This is a genomic window from Parafrigoribacterium humi (assembly GCF_040227205.1).
In the GTDB taxonomy this organism is placed as follows: Bacteria; Actinomycetota; Actinomycetes; order Actinomycetales; family Microbacteriaceae; genus Parafrigoribacterium_A; species Parafrigoribacterium_A humi.
Genome location: NZ_JBELOA010000001.1, coordinates 797,441 through 813,886, shown reverse-complemented (window position 1 = coordinate 813,886; position 16,446 = coordinate 797,441). Strand labels below are relative to the sequence as shown.

The window sequence follows — 16,446 nt, the reverse complement described above, 5'->3', positions numbered from 1 at the left end:
CCAACAATCGCGCCGCGACCGAGCCGGTAGCATCGGGGTGTGCCCGTTGACGTCGTCGAAACCATTGCCGAACTGCGTGCGCGGCTCGCGGATGCGCGGGGCGACGGCAGGAGCATTGCGCTCGTTCCCACGATGGGCGCCCTTCACGACGGCCACCTCGCACTTGTCGCCAGGGCCCGGGAGATCGCGGATGTCGTGGTCGTCTCGATCTTCGTCAACCCGCTCCAGTTCGGTCCGGCCGAGGATCTCGACCGCTACCCTCGCGACCTGGATGCCGACCGTGCTCGCCTCGACGGCCACGGCGTCGACCTCGTCTTCGCGCCGTCCGTTGCCGAGATGTATCCGAACGGAGAGGTGCAGACCCGCGTCGTCGCGGGCGAGGTCGGCAGCCTCTACGAGGGAGCGGCGCGCCCGGGACACTTCGACGGCGTGCTCACCGTGGTCGACAAACTGCTCGGCATCGTCGGCCCGACCGTCGTGCTGTTCGGACAGAAGGACGCCCAGCAGGCGTTCCTGGTGAAGCGCATGGTCGCGGACCTCAACCTGCCGGTCACGGTCGAAACCGTGCCGATCGTGCGGGAGGCGCGGGGGCTCGCGCTGTCCAGTCGCAATCGGTACCTGTCTGAGGAGCAGAGGACGGCGGCGCTGGCACTGTCTGCTGCGCTCGCGGCGGCCACGGCATCCGCTGCTCTCGGTGCCCCGGTGGCGCTCGGCACCGCCCGTGCGATCCTCGACGAGCAGCCACTGGTTAAGCTTGACTATCTGGTTGCGGTGAATCCGACGGACTTCCTGTCCGTCGAGGATGACTACCACGGGCCAGCAACCGTTCTGGTGGCTGCGACCGTGGGTACGACCAGGCTTATCGACAATGCCGCGGTGCATCTCGGCCCGCCATCAGCTGTGAAGTGAGAGTGCGATCCACATGACGACCACACCGGCAGACTCTGCGTCCGCCGCCACCGAGGCCGAGACCGCTGCGGCCGAGGAGGCCTTCGAGGCCGAGGCATCGCAGCAGATGCAGGTGCGTCTCGGCAAGCGGGACCGCCTCATCGCCTCAGGCACTGGCGCCTATCCGGTGTCGCTGCCGATCACCACGACCATCGCTGAGACGCGTGGCCGCTTCGGCGAACTCGAGCCGGATGCCGCTACGGGCGAGGTCGTCGGACTCGCCGGCCGAATCGTGCACCTTCGCAATACGGGCAAGCTGTGCTTCGCCTCGCTGCAATCGGGCGACGGATCCCGTATCCAGGCCATGGTCTCGCTCGCAGTCGTCGGCGAGGACTCGCTCGACTCGTGGAAGGAACTCGTCGATCTCGGTGACCACCTCTTTGTCTCCGGCGAGGTCGTTGCGAGTCGCCGCGGCGAGCTGTCAGTGATGGTCAAGGAGTGGAAGATCGCCACCAAGGCGCTGCGCCCACTGCCCAACCTGCACACCGAGCTCAGCGAAGAGACGCGTGTTCGCGCCCGCTACCTCGACCTCATCGCCCGTGAGGGCGCGCGCCAGATGGTGCGCAGCCGGGCGGCGTCCGTCGCATCACTGCGCAAGACCTTCGCCGACCACGGCTATGTCGAGGTCGAGACGCCGATGCTGCAGACCATCCATGGCGGGGCATCCGCTCGTCCGTTCATCACCCACAGCAACGCCTTTGACACCGAGCTGTTCTTGCGAATCGCCCCGGAGCTGTTCCTCAAGCGCGCCGTGGTCGGCGGTATCGAGCGGGTGTTCGAGATCAACCGCAACTTCCGCAACGAGGGCGCGGACTCCACCCACTCGCCCGAGTTCGCGATGCTCGAGGCCTACCAGGCCTACGGCGACTACAACCAGATGGCCGATCTCACCCAGGAGATGATCCAGAACGCCGCGATCGCGATCGGCGGCAGCATGGTCGTGACCTGGGCCGACGGCAGCGAGTACGACTTCGGCGGCGAGTGGGATCGCGTGAGCATGTACGAGTCGCTGAGCGCCGCATCCGGTCGGTCGATTACCACCGAGACGCCCGTGGATGAGCTGGCCGCCTTCGCGGACGCGCTCGGCATCGAGGTCAAGCAGGCCACCCACGGCAAGTACGTCGAGGAGCTGTGGGAGCACTTCGTGAAGGGCGATCTCGAGCGGCCCACTTTCGTGATGGACTTCCCGGTCGACACCTCCCCGCTCGTGCGCGACCACCGCACGAACCCCGGCATGGTCGAGAAGTGGGACCTCTACGTGCGGGGCTTCGAACTTGCCACCGGCTATTCCGAGCTCGTCGACCCGGTCATCCAGCGCGAGCGCTTCATCGAGCAGGCCAAGCTCGGCGCGACCGGCGATCTCGAGGCGATGCGGCTGGACGAGGAGTTCCTTCGAGCGCTCGAGCACGGGATGCCGCCGTCGGGCGGCATGGGCATGGGCATCGACCGCCTATTGATGGCACTCACCGGGCTCGGCATCCGCGAGACCATCCTGTTCCCGCTGGTGAAGTGAGGCTCGGATGACCGACTCTGGCAACGGCAAGAAGCCGGAACCGATAACCAGGAACCGCATCATCCTGTGGATTCTCGTGGGCGGCTTCGGCCTGTACCTGGTCGTCAGCGGGGCCATCGGGCTGATCAACTCATAGAGACAGCGCTCGCAGGCACTGGGCGGGCATCGTTCAGCCTGACCGCGTATCCTTGAGCCGTGGACAGCCTTTGGGACAGTTGGTTTATCGTGCTGCTGCCGACGGTTCTTGTCGGCCTCATCTTCTGGTTCATCATGCGCGCCGTCGTGCACGCGGATCGCACCGAGCGCCGGGTCTATGCGCGCATCGAGGCGGAAGAGCGCGCACGCCTGGGCCAGCCGGCGCCGCAGAAGAAGTAGCCGCCGCGCTTCGGGGAATCACGTGCGCGGCTTGAGCCTCACGTTCGGCATCTCGGGCGCGGGCAGCGGCGCGCCGTCGTAGCCGAGAACGGTGCCGAAGCGGCCGTCGATCGAGCCGCCGGCCACGACATCCGCCTGCCACTGCTCGCGGAAGCGCACGATCTCGTCGTGGTCGCGGCCGATGAAGTTCCACCACATGACGATGCGCTCGCCGAGCGGCGTGCCGCCGATAAGCAGCGCGCGCACCGGGGTCGTGCCGGCACTGAGGTGCAGTGTCGAGCGGCCAGGGGGGAGATAACCGAGGTGTGAGACCGCGACTCGTTCGGTCTCGACGGTCAGATCGCCGGCATCCACGAGCACGCCGTGTTCGAAGTCGGGGTCGACCGGCAGGTCGACGGATGTCCCGGCCGGCAGGTCGAGCTGCGCGCCGACGAGCGGGCTGAAGGCCGTTGCCGTGGAGCTCTCGCCGAGGAGGGACCCGAAGAAGATCCGCAGCGTAGCCGCTCCGAAGCGTACGGGCTCCGGGACATAGTGCTCGAACAGCGGCTCGGTGTGCCGCGTCGCATCGGGCAGCGCCACCCACAGCTGGGCACCGTGCAGCACAGTGGTCTGCGTGGTCGACACCTCGGAGTGCTGGATGCCCCGCCCCGCCGTCATGAGGTTCAGTTCGCCCGGGTGCACCATGGCGTGGTGTCCGGCGCTGTCGCGGTGCTCGATCTCGCCTTCGAACAGCCAGCTCACCGTCTGGAGGCCCGTGTGCGGGTGCGGGGGCACGACCATCCCGCCCGTCGCGGCCACGTCATCCGGCCCGTAGTGATCGATGAAGCACCACGCGCCGATGAGCGATCTGCTGCGCTGCGGCAGTGTGCGGCGAACGCCCATCGCGCGCGGGCCGCCGAGCGGAACGTCGCGGGGCTCGAGAATCTCGATCGCGGCGTCCGTGCCGGCGTTATCGCAGACCACCTCGGCCGGGTTCTTCTCCAGGTTGCTCATGCCGGGAGCCTAGCTGCACACCATCTCACTGTGGGAGTGGTGTGCCACCGCCTGAATCGGCGTCAAGTCTGCGTACTTTCTCCACCTTGCCGAGAGGATTCGGGTCACACCGTGGCACGACTCTGTTGCCCGGTTCTTATGGAGGAGAGGATAGAGGCATGGATTACGGCGTGCGGGTGCTTCGCTTCGCCGACTATCCGGTCGTGCCGTGGCGCAACGGCAGGGGCGTGACGCGCGAGGTGGCGGCCTCCGCGGTGCCGATGGCGAGCACCAACCGCGACCCGGGCGGCGACGACCTTCCCCCCATGCCAGCACCGACTCCGGCCTGGCGCATCAGCATGGCGACCGTCGACTCAGAGGCCTCGTTCTCGGACTTCACCGGGCGCACGCGGGTGCTCGGCGTCGTCGATGGCGCGGGCATCGAGCTGACGGTCGACGGGCGGATGTCGAGCCTGCGCCGCGGGGAGACCTACGGGCCGTTCTCGGGCGGGGCACCGGCATCCGCTCGTCCGCTGGACGGCGAAGCACTCGATCTCGGCCTCATCTTCGACCCGGCGCGCACTCGAGGAGAACTGGGCGCGGTCGGCGCGGGCGAGCACGACATCGTCGGGCTGATCTGGTTCGTGGTCGCGCTCGTCGACGGCCTCGAGGTGAGCCTCAACGGCACCTCAGCGGCCACCCTCGCCCGGCGAGACACCGCAGCCCTCGACCTGCGTACGGCCCCCATCGCGCGGCTGTCGCTCGCGGCGCCCACGGCCGCCGCCAGTTCCCCATCCGCCCCGCTCGCCTACCTCGTGTCGATAGCGTCCTGACACGTCGGCCGCCAGCCCCGCCGTAATCGCCCAAATGAAGGAGATGCGGGTGTTTCTGTGGTGACAACCCCCGGAATCCGGGGAAGTCACCGCGCCGACTCCTTCATTTGGGCGATTGCGGATGAGAGGTGCGGTGGAGGATGGGATGCCGCCGTCAGGCGGTCGGTGCACGCACCAGCAGTTCCCCGACCTCACAGTCGAGCGCGTCGCAGATCGCGGTCAGCGTGGAGAAGCGGATCGCTTTCGCACGGTCGTTCTTGAGGACCGAGAGGTTGACGATGCTCATCCCCACCAACTCGCTCAGCCGCGTCAGCGTCAGTCCGCGCTCTTCCAGCAGTTCGTCCAGGCGGCAGTGGATGCCCGTAAGCTCCTCGTTCACGCCCTTGCCCCGAGTCGACCTGCGTCGTTCCCCGCAGTACTCGCGCGGATTGCGCCAAAATGCACTTCCCGCGCCCCGCAAGCGTCCATTTGGCGCAACGCAGTGGGCGCCGACCTGCACGACGGCATCATACGAGCCCTTCTGTGTCGCGCTGCAGGCGCTCGCCAAAGCGGAATGTGGCCGCGAGCAAGGCCAGTGCAACACCTACCAGCAACGGCATCCAGTCAGTCGATCCGATCGCGGTCGGCATGACGAGTGTGTTCGGGGCTGTCTGCGCCACTTCGACATAAGCGATGTGTTGGGCTAACAGGAGTGCGGCACGGGAGAGAGTTCCGCCCAGCCCGATTACGATGGCGCAGGAGGCCAGGCCACGCGAGATCTTGCTGCGAAATGCGACCTCCCGCGCAGCGCTTCTTGCGAAAACGAGGACGAGCACGGTGACCGCAATGCTCGTGACGGCTCCTAGCAGGATGCCAAATGTATTCCACGCATGCGGCCACCAACTGAACGCTGATGAGGAGAATGTCGCTTCGCGAAAGTATCCGAAAGCATCCGGAGCAATCGACGCCGGCACTGCCGTGCCATTCGTCGACATCACGGAGAAGGTGAATGCTGGCGAAGTCGAGCCGATGACGACGAGCGCGATGACAATGGTGAGGAGGTTCCAGGCGATAAAAAGCGTTCCGCCCAGCACGAGAATTCCTTGGGCGATTGAAAGGCTCCCTCTGGCCGGCGTTGGCGGCCCCTTTTCTCGCACCATCGGACTGCTCCTTCCGCGTGATCCGTTCAACGATAATCGTTAACATAACGATTATCGATAACCTTCACAACGTCCGCCAGTCTCTCGCGAGGAAGGGACGCGCAGAAAAGGAGGAGAAACCGTCGTCGGAGCCGCAAAAGTTCCTCCTTTACGTGCGGATGACGCAAAACGTCCTCCATTTCGGCCAGACACCGCCGCCGCGCGGCCGCCGCGACCGTCACGCGGCCGGCTCACGCGGCCGACTCACGCGGCCGGGAGTACTCGCCACTTCGGCCGCAGATGCGCCCCGGTCACGCCTAGGGCGAACACTCGCCAATTGACCGGCTCCCCTCGTTACTCTCGATGTAACGGCATCCACACTGCGCGATGCCTGAGGAGTCAGAAATGTTTGAGAGATTTACCGACCGTGCTCGTCGCGTCGTTGTTTTGGCCCAGGAAGAGGCCAAGATGCTCAACCACAACTACATCGGCACCGAGCACATCCTGCTGGGGCTGATCCACGAGGGTGAGGGCGTCGCTGCGAAGGCACTTGAGTCGCTCGGGATCTCCCTGGATGCCGTGCGCGAGCAGGTACAAGACATCATCGGCCAGGGTCAGCAGCAGCCGACCGGCCACATCCCCTTCACGCCGCGTGCGAAGAAGGTGCTTGAGCTGAGCCTGCGCGAGGCGCTGCAGCTCGGCCACAACTACATCGGCACCGAGCACATCCTGCTCGGGCTCATCCGCGAGGGTGAGGGCGTCGCCGCACAGGTGCTCGTGAAGCTCGGAGCCGACCTCAACCGCGTTCGCCAGCAGGTCATCCAGTTGCTCTCCGGCTACCAGGGCAAGGAGCAGGTCGCCGTCGGCGGTAACGACCAGGCCACGGCGCAGGCGGGCTCGCAGATCCTCGACCAGTTCGGGCGCAACCTCACCCAGGCCGCCCGCGACGGCAAGCTCGACCCGGTCATCGGGCGCGAGAAGGAGATGGAGCGGGTCATGCAGATCCTCTCCCGCCGATCGAAGAACAACCCTGTCCTGATTGGTGAGCCCGGCGTCGGCAAGACCGCCGTCGTCGAGGGCCTCGCCCAGGCGATCGTGCGCGGGGATGTGCCGGAGACGCTGAAAGACAAGCAGCTCTACACGCTCGACCTCGGTTCGCTCATCGCCGGCAGTCGATACCGCGGTGACTTCGAGGAGCGACTGAAGAAGGTGACCAAGGAGATCCGCACCCGCGGCGACATCATCACCTTCATCGACGAGATCCACACCCTGGTGGGTGCGGGTGCCGCAGAGGGCGCAATCGACGCGGCCAGCATCCTGAAGCCTTTGCTCGCCCGCGGTGAGTTGCAGACCATCGGCGCGACCACGCTCGACGAGTACCGCAAGCACTTCGAGAAGGATGCCGCTCTCGAGCGCCGCTTCCAGCCCGTGCAGGTGCACGAGCCGTCGCTGCCGCACACCATCAACATTCTCAAGGGACTGCGCGACAAGTACGAGTCGTTCCACAAGGTGTCCATCACGGATGGCGCGATCGTCGCCGCCGCGAATCTGGCCGACCGCTACGTGGCCGACCGGTTCCTGCCGGACAAGGCCATCGACCTGATCGACGAGGCCGGCGCACGCCTGCGTCTGTCGATCCTCTCGGCCCCGCCGGAGCTGCGCGAATTCGACGACAGGATCGCCGACGTTCGCGGGCGCAAGGAAGCCGCCATCGAGGACCAGGACTTCGAGAAGGCCGCCTCCCTGCGCGACGAGGAGAAGAAGCTGCTCGGCGAGCGGCTGCGCCTCGAGAAGCAGTGGAAGAGCGGAGAGGCCGGCTCCACAGGAACAGTGGATGAGGGTGTCATCGCCGAGGTCCTGGCTGCAGCCACGGGCATCCCGGTCTTCAAGCTCACCGAGGAGGAGACCGCGCGTCTCGTCTTCATGGAGAAGGCCCTGCACCAGCGGGTCATCGGCCAGGAGGAGGCGATCTCCGCGCTTGCGAAGACGATCCGCCGCACGCGTGCCGGGCTCAAGGACCCGAAGCGCCCATCCGGTTCGTTCATCTTCGCCGGCCCCACCGGTGTCGGCAAGACCGAGCTGGCCAAGGCGCTCGCCGAGTTCCTGTTCGACGACGAAGACGCGCTGATCTCACTCGACATGAGCGAGTACGGCGAGAAGCACACCGTCTCGAGGCTGTTTGGTGCCCCTCCAGGGTTCGTCGGCTTCGAAGAGGGCGGGCAGCTCACCGAGAAGGTGCGCCGCAAGCCGTTCTCCGTCGTGCTGTTCGATGAGATCGAGAAGGCCCACCCCGACATCTTCAACTCGCTCCTCCAGATCCTGGAGGAGGGACGTCTGACGGATGGCCAGGGCCGGGTCGTCGACTTCAAGAACACGGTGATCATCATGACCACCAACCTCGGCACGAAGGACATCTCGGGCACTCCGATCGGCTTCACCTCGGCCACAGACACCGCAACCGGCTACGACCGGATGCGTGGCAAGGTCGTCGAGGAGCTGAAGAAGAACTTCAAACCAGAGTTCCTGAACCGCGTGGACGACACCATCGTGTTCCCGCAGCTCAGCGAAGTGGAGCTCCTGCAGATCGTGGACCTGTTCATCAAGCGGCTCTCGGACCGCCTGCTGGACCGCGACATGACCATCGAGCTCACCAAGCCCGCCAAGGAGCAGCTCATCAAGATCGGCTTCGATCCGACACTGGGTGCCAGGCCGTTGCGCCGTGCGATCCAGCGCGAGGTCGAAGACCAGCTGAGCGAGCACATCCTGCAGGGCGAGCTGAACGCGGGAGACCACGTGCACGTGGACTTCGTCGGAGGCGAGTTCGTGTTCACCACAGCACGCCAGCCGGGCCGTGAGATCGAGGAGCCGGTGGCTGCCGTCGAGGCCTGACAACGGCACCTCAAGGGGCGCGACGGGTTTCCCCGCCGCGCCCCTTCTCTTTCCCGCCCCATTCAGCGCTGATCTCGCCGAGCGTGCCCGTGTGCGTCGAGCGTGCCTGTCCGCGCCGCGTTAAACGGGCACACTCGACGCACACGGGCACGCTCGGTGGAGAAGAGAAGGGCGGCACGTAGGATTGAGGTGTGAGTTTTACCGTGCGCACCGCCCGCACATCCGACGTGCCGCACGTGCAGAGGCTCATCGAGCCACTCGTGCAGCGGCGCATCCTGCTCGGCAAGGATGCGGTCGTCTTCTACGAGGCGATCCAGGAGTTCCGCATCGCCGAAGACGAGCATGGCAGGCCCATCGGATGCGGTGCCCTGCACGTGATGTGGGAAGACCTCGCTGAGGTGCGCACCCTCGCGGTCGTGCCGGAATGGCTTCACCATGGAGTCGGACACGCCCTGCTCGAACGCCTCGAGACGGATGCGGTCAATCTCGGTCTGAGCCGCCTGTTCTGCCTCACCTTCGAGGTCGATTTCTTCGAGAAGCACGGATTCTCGACAATGGACGAGGAATCCATCGACCCCGACGTGTACTCCGAGCTCGTGCGCTCTCCCGACGAGGGCGTTGCAGAGTTTCTGGATCTCGCCCGCGTGAAGCCCAACACGCTGGGCAATACCCGGATGCTGAAGCGCCTGTAGTTACTCTTGGGACATGTCGACGTTCAAGAACCCCGTCGGCCCCCAGTCAAGCAAGGTGTACTGGCGCCGCAGGCTCATCGTGGGACTCGGGCTGATCGCGGTCATCGTGATCATCATGCTGATCGTGACCCGGCCTGGTTCGGCGTCGGACAAGAAGACGGCCACCCAGACGCAGTCGCAGTCGTCGACCGCGTCGACGCCGGCGAAGACGACAAAGGAGGGGGATGCCTGTTCCCCCGCCAATATCAAGCTCGAGGCGATAACCGACAAGTCCAGCTACGCCGCGGGGCAGAATCCGATGATCTCGATGAAGATCACCAACACCGGTACGGCGGCGTGCACGATCAATCTCGGGTCGACGCAGCAGGAGCTTAAGATCACGAGCGGCAGTGAGACCTACTGGGATTCCAAGGACTGCCAGACGGACGCTGTCGACTCGACTCAGGTGTTGAAGCCGGCGACGCCGCTCACCACGCCGGCGATCACGTGGGACCGCACCCGGTCGTCCACAACGACCTGCAGTTCGAGCAGGCCGCAGGTCACTGCGGGCGGAGCGAGCTACCACCTCACGGTGAAGGTGGGCGACATCACCTCGAAAGACACCGCGCAGTTCCTGCTGAACTGATCGCGGCTTGAACTGACTCCGGGCGCTCGCAGTGGCTCGTCGAGGCTGCGGTCGCTCCATCGACTACCGTCGCTGCGCGCCGCGCCAGAAGACGTCTCGTGGCGCCAAAAACTTCTGGAGCGGCGGGCCCGTTTCCGGCGCGCGGAGGCCCGCGGCAGCTGCGCGCACGAGGAACAGTTGCGACCGCGGTGGTGAGTGCGAGGTCGGGCCTTTGCTCGCCCTGCTGAGGTATACTCCCCCGAAAGGGGGTAGAACATGACGACGACACCCGTGGAGGAACGGCAGCACGCCAGGCTCACCGCACGCCAATTGTCGAAGCTGCGTGCGCGGCTCGTGTTGGATCTCGAGGACACTCGTGATCTCATCTCGCAGCTGGTCGTGGATCTCGAATCGATGCGTGAGTCCAGGCAGGATGTCGCGACCGATGACGAGCACGACCCAGAGGGTCCGACCCTCGCCTTCGAGCGCTCGCAGGCGACAGCCGTGTTGGACGATGCCAAGGCTCACTTCTCGAGCATCGAGGAGGCGCTACAGCTCGTCGACGGTGAGGAGTTCGGCATCTGTCTCGGCTGCGGTGGACGGATTCCCTTCGCACGGCTGGATGCTCGCCCCTATACGCGCTACTGCGTCGCGTGTGCGGCGCGCGCCGAACGCTGACGCGCGCGCCGCTGGTTAGAATTCCGGAACGTCGATCTTCTCGGTGCCAGCGAACGCGAGCCTCAGCGCCTCGCGCAGGTGACCGCTGTGTGCGTCGAGGACGGTGGAGAATCCGAGGCGTGCTGCCTCTGAAGCGCGCCGCTTCTCCTGGGTGACGGGGCGGATCTCGCCGGCGAGACTGATCTCTCCGACCGCCGCGAGGGTGCCGGGGAGCGGCTTGTCGCGGTAGGCGCTCGCTATTGCCAGCACGATGGCGAGATCGGCGGCGGGCTCCGTGAGACGGATGCCGCCCACGGTCGACACGTACACATCCGCTCCGCTGAGCGCCATCTGGGCGCGCCGCTCGAGCACCGCGAGCAGCATCGCCACCCGCGAGGAGTCGACCCCGTTCACGACCCGGCGCGGCATCGGGGCGCTCGTCTTGACAATGAGCGCCTGTACCTCGACGGGCAGGGCCCTGCGGCCGTCGATCGAGACCGCGACGCAGGTGCCGCTCACCGGGATCGCGGCACGGCCGGGTACAAAGCTTCGCGAGAGGAACAGTCCGCTCGGGTCTGCGACCTGGGCGATCCCGTCGCCGGTCATCTCGAAGCAGCCGACCTCATCCGTGGGACCGAAGCGGTTCTTGTGGGAGCGCACGAAGCGCAGCGCGGTCTGGCGGTCGCCCTCGAACTGCAGCACGACATCCACGAGGTGTTCGAGCAGGCGCGGGCCCGCGATGGTGCCGTCCTTCGTGACGTGGCCGACGAGCAGCACGGGCAGGTTGCGATCTTTGGAGACACGGATGAGCGTGGAGGCGACCTCGCGCACCTGCGCAGGGCCGCCCGCCATGCCCTCGCTGAGCGAGCTGGACACGGTCTGCACGGAGTCCACGATGAGGAGCTGAGGCTCGACCTGGTCGATCTGGCCGAGGATCGTGGCGAGGTCGGTCTCGGCGGCGAGGTAGAGAGTGGGCTGCAGCGCACCGGTGCGCTGGGCGCGCAGGCGCACCTGGCTGGCAGACTCCTCGGCGGTGACGTAGAGCACGCGGGCGCCGCCGGCCGCCGCGCACGAGGCGACCTCGAGCAGCAGGGTCGATTTGCCGACACCGGGCTCACCGCTGAGCAGGATTGTGGCGCCGGGCACGATACCGCCGCCGAGCACGCGGTCGAACTCGGCGATGCCGCTCGGCCAGTGTGCGACCGAGTCGGATTCGATCTCGGTGATCGGCCTGGCGAGCCGGGCGTCGCTCACGTGCACGGCCTTGACCGAGCGCAGGATGCCGGTCTGCTCGCCCGCCTCCACGACGGTGCCCCAGGCCTGGCATTCGCCGCAGCGGCCCGCCCACTTGAGGGTCGTCCATCCGCATTCTGTGCAGCGGAAATTGGACTGGACCTTGGGCATGCTGCCAGCTTAAGCGAGGCCGCCGTCACTCATCCGCTGCGGTGGATGGCGTGGCCGGAACACGCCTGTCGAGGAGAGGAAGAAACGCGGATGCCCACACCCGGTATCCGCGATCGTTCGGGTGAAAGAAGTCTGCCGCGACCTGGTTCAGCGCGTACCGCGGGCCGCCCTGCCGCCACGTCGCCGCGTAGAGCGGAGCCACCTCGAGCCCGAACTCGTCGGCGATCCGGTGCAGGATCTCGTTTGCGATCCGCACCTTCTTCTCTGCGGCGCCGAAATAGAAGGCGGGGAGGTCGGCGACGATGGCGTGCCGGGGGAGCGCGGAGTAGAGCTCGCGCAGCTCGCGTTCGAAACGCTCTGCCTCGAAGGCGGCGATGTCGTTGGCGCCGATCGAGACGGTGAGCACGTCGGGGTGCAGCTTTCGCAGCTTCGGCAGTTCGAGGTCGAGCGCTTCCCGCAGCCGAGCGCCGGACTGGCCCAGGTTGACGACTCTGACCGGTCGTCCCGTGCGCTCGAGCATGTGTGCGGCCAGCATCCCGACATAGCTCCGACCCGGTCGGCTCGCCCCGATGCCCTGGGCCGCGGAGTCGCCCACGGCGACGTAGAGCAGTTCGCCGGTCTTGTGCTCCTGCTCATGCCACCACTTCGCGTTGATCGGGATGTCGGCGGTGAGCCGGATGACCGCCGCACGTCTGCGACGCAGTACCAGCGTGCGCGCGACCAGTGCCGCGATCGCACCGAGCACGACGACGGCGAGCATGGCGCCGGCGATCCACCACCCCATCCGACGACCTTACCCAGCGGCGTCGAGAGCCCGCCGAATGTGGCACGAGTGGGAGCCCACCGTCGTCACCACGAACCGGCCGCGGGCACAACTCAGGAAAAATGCGTCTCAGACCGCTCGGATCCATGCTCCGAGAGGCCATCGCCGCGTTCTGCCTGAGTTGTGACGAGAACAGCGGATGCTCGTGGTCGTTCCGGGGTGAACGCGCGGTCGCTCTGTACTAGGATCGTCCGCGGTACCGTGTCCGAGCGGCCGAAGGTGCAACTCTCGAAAAGTTGTGTGGGTGAAAGCCCACCGTGGGTTCAAATCCCACCGGTACCGCCACTCTCAACCCCTCTACTTCCCTTTATTTACGGGGAAGCAGGGCTGGCGGTGAAGGCTGACGCCCACCGTTTGCCCACATTTTGCCCACATTTGAAATCAAACGGGCGTGATTCAAAGCTGTCGCAACGGCGTCTAGATCCTCGTCGAAGAGGTCCGCGTAGGTGTCCAGAGTCATCGCGGCGGAGGCGTGACCGAGCATTCTCTGCACCGCTTTCACGTTCGCGCCGGCGGACACGGCGAGCGACGCCGCGGTGTGTCTCAGATCATGCCGGGTCAGGCTGGGGAACGTCGGGTCGACCTCCCGAGCTCGGCGCACTGCCGAAATCCACCACCCGCGCCTCGAGTCCGGTGGGCGCACGAAATCTAGGCCGTCGCCGAACACGAGCTGCTCGAGGGTCTTCCCCTCGCAGGCGGCCGCGAGCCCGACGGTGAGGAACTCCGGGAACGGCACAGACCTAGCCTCATGGGACTTCGGGGTGCCGACGACAATGCGCCCGCCAACCATCACAGCGTTCTGCTGCACCTTTGCTCGCCGCCGGAGCATGTCAAGGTCACGGACTCTCAGGGCGGTCACTTCGCCCCACCTGAGGCCCGTGTAGGCCATGAACTCCACCAAGGTGGCCTTGTCCCCGCACAAGCCAACCAGCAGCTCCACCTGTTCGTGGGAGAGGTACACGCGCTCCTTCTTGACCTTGCGTGGCAGGTTCACTCCGCGAGCAGGATTCGACAGGATGCGCCTGTCCTTCACTGCCACATCGAGGATCGACGCCAGGACACCATACGCGCGCAGCACGGTCGTCGCTGACCTGCCGTTCTGGATCTCGGTCACCCACTTCTGCACGGCACTGAATCTGACCTCCGAGACGGCGGTCTGTGCCCAGGCGGGGGAGACGTACAGTCGCCATGCGATCTCGAGCGGACGTGCCGAGGAGGGCTTCAGGTGGCCCAGGTTATCCAGCCAGACTTTCCCGAGCTCGCCGAGAGTGACCTTGCCCTCGGTGGCGTCGATGAACTCACCCTTGGCCTTCGACACCTCCACGGAGGCCAGGAACAACTCTGCGGCTCTCTTCGTGGTGAACCCGCGCTTGTCAGTCTGCGTGCGGTCAGGCTTCCGGTAGCGGACCCTGTAGCGCTTTCCCTCGGATGTTGTGTACGCGGTGATGCTAGCCATCAGAATCATCCACTTTGAATACTTGAAGGTCGACCTGTAGCTGACTAAGTGATGTGCGCAGCTGCTCGAGCTCCCCATTCGCCTCATCGAGCGCATCCTGGTCAACCGTCCCAGCCTCCACTAGGGCCGCAAGCCTTGTGACGCGATTTTCCTGCATCATGTAGTCACGCAGGTGACGGATTAGGTTCTCTGCTACTGCTGTTGCTTGGTTCGCGTGGTCGAATTGCGACGGGTGGTTTGTGAAGATGGTGGACATATTGTTGAACCAGTCCATAGCGCTGAAAACACGTCGCGTGTGGACGTGGTTCTTGCCATTAGCCAGACGTACGAATCGATAGGGCTCATCGATCGGCATTGCCAAGACCACAGGTGGGATGGCCAGGGCCGCTGACAATGCGATGAGTTGGTCAACTGTTATGTCCGTTTTCCGGCCCGTCTCGATATTCGCGATTACACCGCGAGTTAGGCCATAGCCGGCCATTTCCGCAAGCTCGCGTGCGCTGAGGTCCGCGAGCTTGCGGAAGCGAGCGAGGCGCTTGCCTAAGCCTTCACTGGGTTTCTTGCTCACCCCGGAACTATAGCGGCTTTTGGTGTGTTTGTCTCACTGAGAGACAGTTTGCGTTACACGGAGACTATCCGCTATTGTCTACAACAGAGACAAGTTGTCTCTGAGGAGGACAAATGGAGAAGTACCTCAGCCCCGAGGAGGTGTGCGAGATTATCCCGGGCATGACCAGGGCACTACTCGCACAAATGCGGTTCCGCGGGGATGGCCCGCCGTTCATCGCAGCCTCACCGAAGAAGCGCGTGTACTCGGAGGCGTCACTGCATGCGTGGCTGGCCTCACGGGAGCGTACGCAGACCGGAGAGCCGGTATCAGCATGACCGCGCAACCACTTCCACGGCAGTCGTGGGAGACCGACGCCGACTACCAGGCGCGTCTCGCGTCCTGGGAAGGAAGCGCCACCAAAGAAGAGACCCCTCGCGCCAACGAGGGGTCAGTATCCGAAACCCTGAAAGAGGAAACGAACATGTCTATTGTCTCAGAAACCACCAACAAGCGCGAGCTTACCGACGCCGACCTGGTCGACGGCCAGCTCTACGAGCTGGGCGACGAAAGCAAATGGTTCAAGCCGATTGCACGCAAGATGCGGATTCCCGTGTCGGCAATTCCTCCTGAGACTGTGGTGGAGATCCGCAACAAGCCGAGCGACATTCCCGCGATCAGTTATCCGTTCTCTGAAGCCACAGACTCGGACGGCAACAAGATCAAGTTCGCACCGCTGCCCAAGGGCGCCAGCTTCAAAAGCAACTATCTCTTCAAGGAGAACGGGATCACCTACGTCGGTCGAGGCATCTACTGGACAGATGGGCTCGAAGAGGTCGACGGGATCGAGTACGTCAACTTCACTTACGGTCAAGGAGATCTGCCGTGCCCGGTGCACGACTGGTGCAATGGCCACTATCTTCGCGACATCGAAGCGTTCGAACGTAGCGGGGACAAGCTGGAACTCGACTTCTGTGTCGGTCCCACCATGACGTTCTTCGAGTTCAACGTCGGTGAACCCGGCGATTCCACTAGGCCTCAGCGTCTAGCGGGTAGCCGATCCGTCAATGATGACGGGGAGGAGCAGGCACACATCTTCGCCGAGCTTGAGGTCACGTGCAATCGGACGAGTGCCCAGAAACTCGCGGCCGAGCTTCATGCCGCTGCTGACGCGCTCGCCATGTACGCCGCCGGAATGGAGCGTGCCTGATGGCGACCTGTGCAGCGTTGGTCCCCGGCCGCAAGGGCGAGTGCCTTCGTCCCGTACCCGAGGACGCACCCATCCGGCTGTGCCTCGTCCACCAGTGGGTAGTGCAACTTGGTGGGGCGCAGGCCGTCGCCGCCGAGATCCGCAAGGAGGGCAGCTGATGGGCGACGGGATGAGCTTCGACCCCTACGCACTCCCGAGGTTCGAGGGCGGCGACATGACCGCCCTCGACTCCCTCGTCACGTTCAGCGACGGCAGCCAGAAGGCGTTGCGTGATTGCAACAGCGTCGACTTCGAGGTCATGAGAGCGTGGGCCGCCTACAAGTCCGCTGACGCTGGGCGCAGCCTCGCCCTGATCGACGCCGAACTCGAGAACCGCCGCCCGAAGCTCAGGGCGGTGGACTAGCC

20 protein-coding genes and 1 tRNA gene are annotated in these 16,446 nt (G+C 65.3%); 14 read left to right on the top strand and 7 right to left on the bottom strand.

The genetic code is table 11. The features are described from left to right. The first annotated feature begins 39 nt into the window (after positions 1–39). Genes panC through ABUA28_RS03975 form a run of 4 tightly spaced genes read left to right on the top strand, consistent with a single transcriptional unit; the run spans position 40 to position 2,836 of the window. Positions 40–909 carry a pantoate--beta-alanine ligase gene (gene panC / locus ABUA28_RS03990; protein WP_349902634.1) on the top strand — a complete coding sequence of 290 codons (870 nt, stop codon included), beginning with the start codon at positions 40–42 and terminating at the stop codon, positions 907–909. A gap of 13 nt (positions 910–922) precedes the next feature. Beyond that, positions 923–2,461, top strand: a complete 1,539-nt coding sequence (gene lysS, locus ABUA28_RS03985) for a lysine--tRNA ligase (RefSeq protein WP_349902633.1) — start codon at positions 923–925, stop codon at positions 2,459–2,461. A 7-nt stretch (positions 2,462–2,468) separates the two neighbouring features. Then, positions 2,469–2,597 (top strand): hypothetical protein, encoded by a 129-nt coding sequence (locus ABUA28_RS03980; RefSeq protein WP_349902632.1) that lies wholly within the window; start codon positions 2,469–2,471, stop codon positions 2,595–2,597. A 59-nt stretch (positions 2,598–2,656) separates the two neighbouring features. Beyond that, positions 2,657–2,836 carry a hypothetical protein gene (locus ABUA28_RS03975; protein WP_349902631.1) on the top strand — a complete coding sequence of 60 codons (180 nt, stop codon included), beginning with the start codon at positions 2,657–2,659 and terminating at the stop codon, positions 2,834–2,836. Between the two features lie 18 nt (positions 2,837–2,854). Here the strand turns inward: ABUA28_RS03975 and ABUA28_RS03970 are convergent, their stop codons facing one another. Then, positions 2,855–3,829, bottom strand: a complete 975-nt coding sequence (locus ABUA28_RS03970) for a pirin family protein (protein ID WP_349902630.1) — start codon at positions 3,827–3,829, stop codon at positions 2,855–2,857. Positions 3,830–3,987: 158 nt separating this feature from the next. Between ABUA28_RS03970 and ABUA28_RS03965 the strand changes: the two genes are divergently transcribed. Then, on the top strand, positions 3,988–4,641 hold the full coding sequence (locus ABUA28_RS03965; RefSeq protein ID WP_349902629.1) for a HutD/Ves family protein: 654 nt from the start codon (positions 3,988–3,990) through the stop codon (positions 4,639–4,641). A 154-nt stretch (positions 4,642–4,795) separates the two neighbouring features. Here ABUA28_RS03965 and ABUA28_RS03960 read toward each other — a convergent pair whose 3' ends face one another. Together ABUA28_RS03960 and ABUA28_RS03955 are read right to left on the bottom strand one after the other, a co-directional pair. After that, a complete protein-coding gene (locus ABUA28_RS03960; protein ID WP_349902628.1) occupies positions 4,796–5,020 on the bottom strand; it encodes a helix-turn-helix domain-containing protein in 225 nt (74 codons plus the stop codon). Between the two features lie 127 nt (positions 5,021–5,147). Further along, positions 5,148–5,780: a hypothetical protein gene (locus ABUA28_RS03955; protein ID WP_349902627.1), complete on the bottom strand. Its 633-nt coding sequence runs from the start codon at positions 5,778–5,780 to the stop codon at positions 5,148–5,150. Positions 5,781–6,164: 384 nt separating this feature from the next. Here ABUA28_RS03955 and ABUA28_RS03950 point away from each other — a divergent pair, with 384 nt between their 5' ends. The 4 genes from ABUA28_RS03950 to ABUA28_RS03935 all read left to right on the top strand — a co-directional run bounded on the left by ABUA28_RS03950 (position 6,165) and on the right by ABUA28_RS03935 (position 10,622). Beyond that, positions 6,165–8,648 (top strand): ATP-dependent Clp protease ATP-binding subunit, encoded by a 2,484-nt coding sequence (locus ABUA28_RS03950; protein WP_349902626.1) that lies wholly within the window; start codon positions 6,165–6,167, stop codon positions 8,646–8,648. Between the two features lie 191 nt (positions 8,649–8,839). After that, the gene (locus ABUA28_RS03945; protein WP_349902625.1) at positions 8,840–9,340 is read left to right on the top strand and encodes an amino-acid N-acetyltransferase; all 501 of its coding nucleotides are present in this window, start codon (positions 8,840–8,842) and stop codon (positions 9,338–9,340) included. A gap of 13 nt (positions 9,341–9,353) precedes the next feature. Continuing rightward, positions 9,354–9,965, top strand: coding sequence for a hypothetical protein (locus tag ABUA28_RS03940; protein WP_349902624.1), 612 nt, complete (start codon positions 9,354–9,356; stop codon positions 9,963–9,965). A gap of 255 nt (positions 9,966–10,220) precedes the next feature. After that, a complete protein-coding gene (locus ABUA28_RS03935; RefSeq protein WP_349902623.1) occupies positions 10,221–10,622 on the top strand; it encodes a TraR/DksA family transcriptional regulator in 402 nt (133 codons plus the stop codon). A 15-nt stretch (positions 10,623–10,637) separates the two neighbouring features. Here ABUA28_RS03935 and radA read toward each other — a convergent pair whose 3' ends face one another. Together radA and ABUA28_RS03925 are read right to left on the bottom strand one after the other, a co-directional pair. Next, positions 10,638–12,005 carry a DNA repair protein RadA gene (radA, locus tag ABUA28_RS03930; RefSeq protein WP_349902622.1) on the bottom strand — a complete coding sequence of 456 codons (1,368 nt, stop codon included), beginning with the start codon at positions 12,003–12,005 and terminating at the stop codon, positions 10,638–10,640. A 25-nt stretch (positions 12,006–12,030) separates the two neighbouring features. Beyond that, the gene (locus tag ABUA28_RS03925; protein WP_349902621.1) at positions 12,031–12,789 is read right to left on the bottom strand and encodes an SGNH/GDSL hydrolase family protein; all 759 of its coding nucleotides are present in this window, start codon (positions 12,787–12,789) and stop codon (positions 12,031–12,033) included. 234 nt (positions 12,790–13,023) lie between these two features. Here ABUA28_RS03925 and ABUA28_RS03920 point away from each other — a divergent pair. Beyond that, a tRNA-Ser gene (locus ABUA28_RS03920) sits at positions 13,024–13,113 on the top strand. A gap of 22 nt (positions 13,114–13,135) precedes the next feature. On the opposite strand, the gene ABUA28_RS03915 is transcribed toward ABUA28_RS03920, so the two are convergent. Together ABUA28_RS03915 and ABUA28_RS03910 are read right to left on the bottom strand one after the other, a co-directional pair. Beyond that, positions 13,136–14,284 carry a tyrosine-type recombinase/integrase gene (locus tag ABUA28_RS03915; protein ID WP_349902620.1) on the bottom strand — a complete coding sequence of 383 codons (1,149 nt, stop codon included), beginning with the start codon at positions 14,282–14,284 and terminating at the stop codon, positions 13,136–13,138. Next, positions 14,277–14,852, bottom strand: a complete 576-nt coding sequence (locus ABUA28_RS03910; RefSeq protein WP_349902619.1) for a helix-turn-helix domain-containing protein — start codon at positions 14,850–14,852, stop codon at positions 14,277–14,279. The genes ABUA28_RS03915 and ABUA28_RS03910 overlap by 8 nt, the downstream gene beginning before the upstream one ends. Positions 14,853–14,965: 113 nt before the next feature. On the opposite strand from ABUA28_RS03910, the gene ABUA28_RS03905 reads away from it, so the two are divergent. From ABUA28_RS03905 to ABUA28_RS03890, 4 genes are read left to right on the top strand one after another with little or no spacing between them, the layout of a single operon-like run. Beyond that, positions 14,966–15,169 carry a hypothetical protein gene (locus ABUA28_RS03905; protein ID WP_349902618.1) on the top strand — a complete coding sequence of 68 codons (204 nt, stop codon included), beginning with the start codon at positions 14,966–14,968 and terminating at the stop codon, positions 15,167–15,169. Then, the gene (locus tag ABUA28_RS03900) at positions 15,166–16,041 is read left to right on the top strand and encodes a hypothetical protein (protein ID WP_349902617.1); all 876 of its coding nucleotides are present in this window, start codon (positions 15,166–15,168) and stop codon (positions 16,039–16,041) included. The genes ABUA28_RS03905 and ABUA28_RS03900 overlap by 4 nt, the downstream gene beginning before the upstream one ends. Further along, the gene (locus ABUA28_RS03895; RefSeq protein WP_349902616.1) at positions 16,041–16,199 is read left to right on the top strand and encodes a hypothetical protein; all 159 of its coding nucleotides are present in this window, start codon (positions 16,041–16,043) and stop codon (positions 16,197–16,199) included. Before ABUA28_RS03900 ends, ABUA28_RS03895 begins: the two co-directional genes overlap by 1 nt. After that, complete coding sequence (locus tag ABUA28_RS03890; protein WP_349902615.1) at positions 16,199–16,444, top strand: hypothetical protein; 246 nt, start codon at positions 16,199–16,201, stop codon at positions 16,442–16,444. The genes ABUA28_RS03895 and ABUA28_RS03890 overlap by 1 nt, the downstream gene beginning before the upstream one ends. The last annotated feature ends 2 nt before the right edge of the window (positions 16,445–16,446 follow it).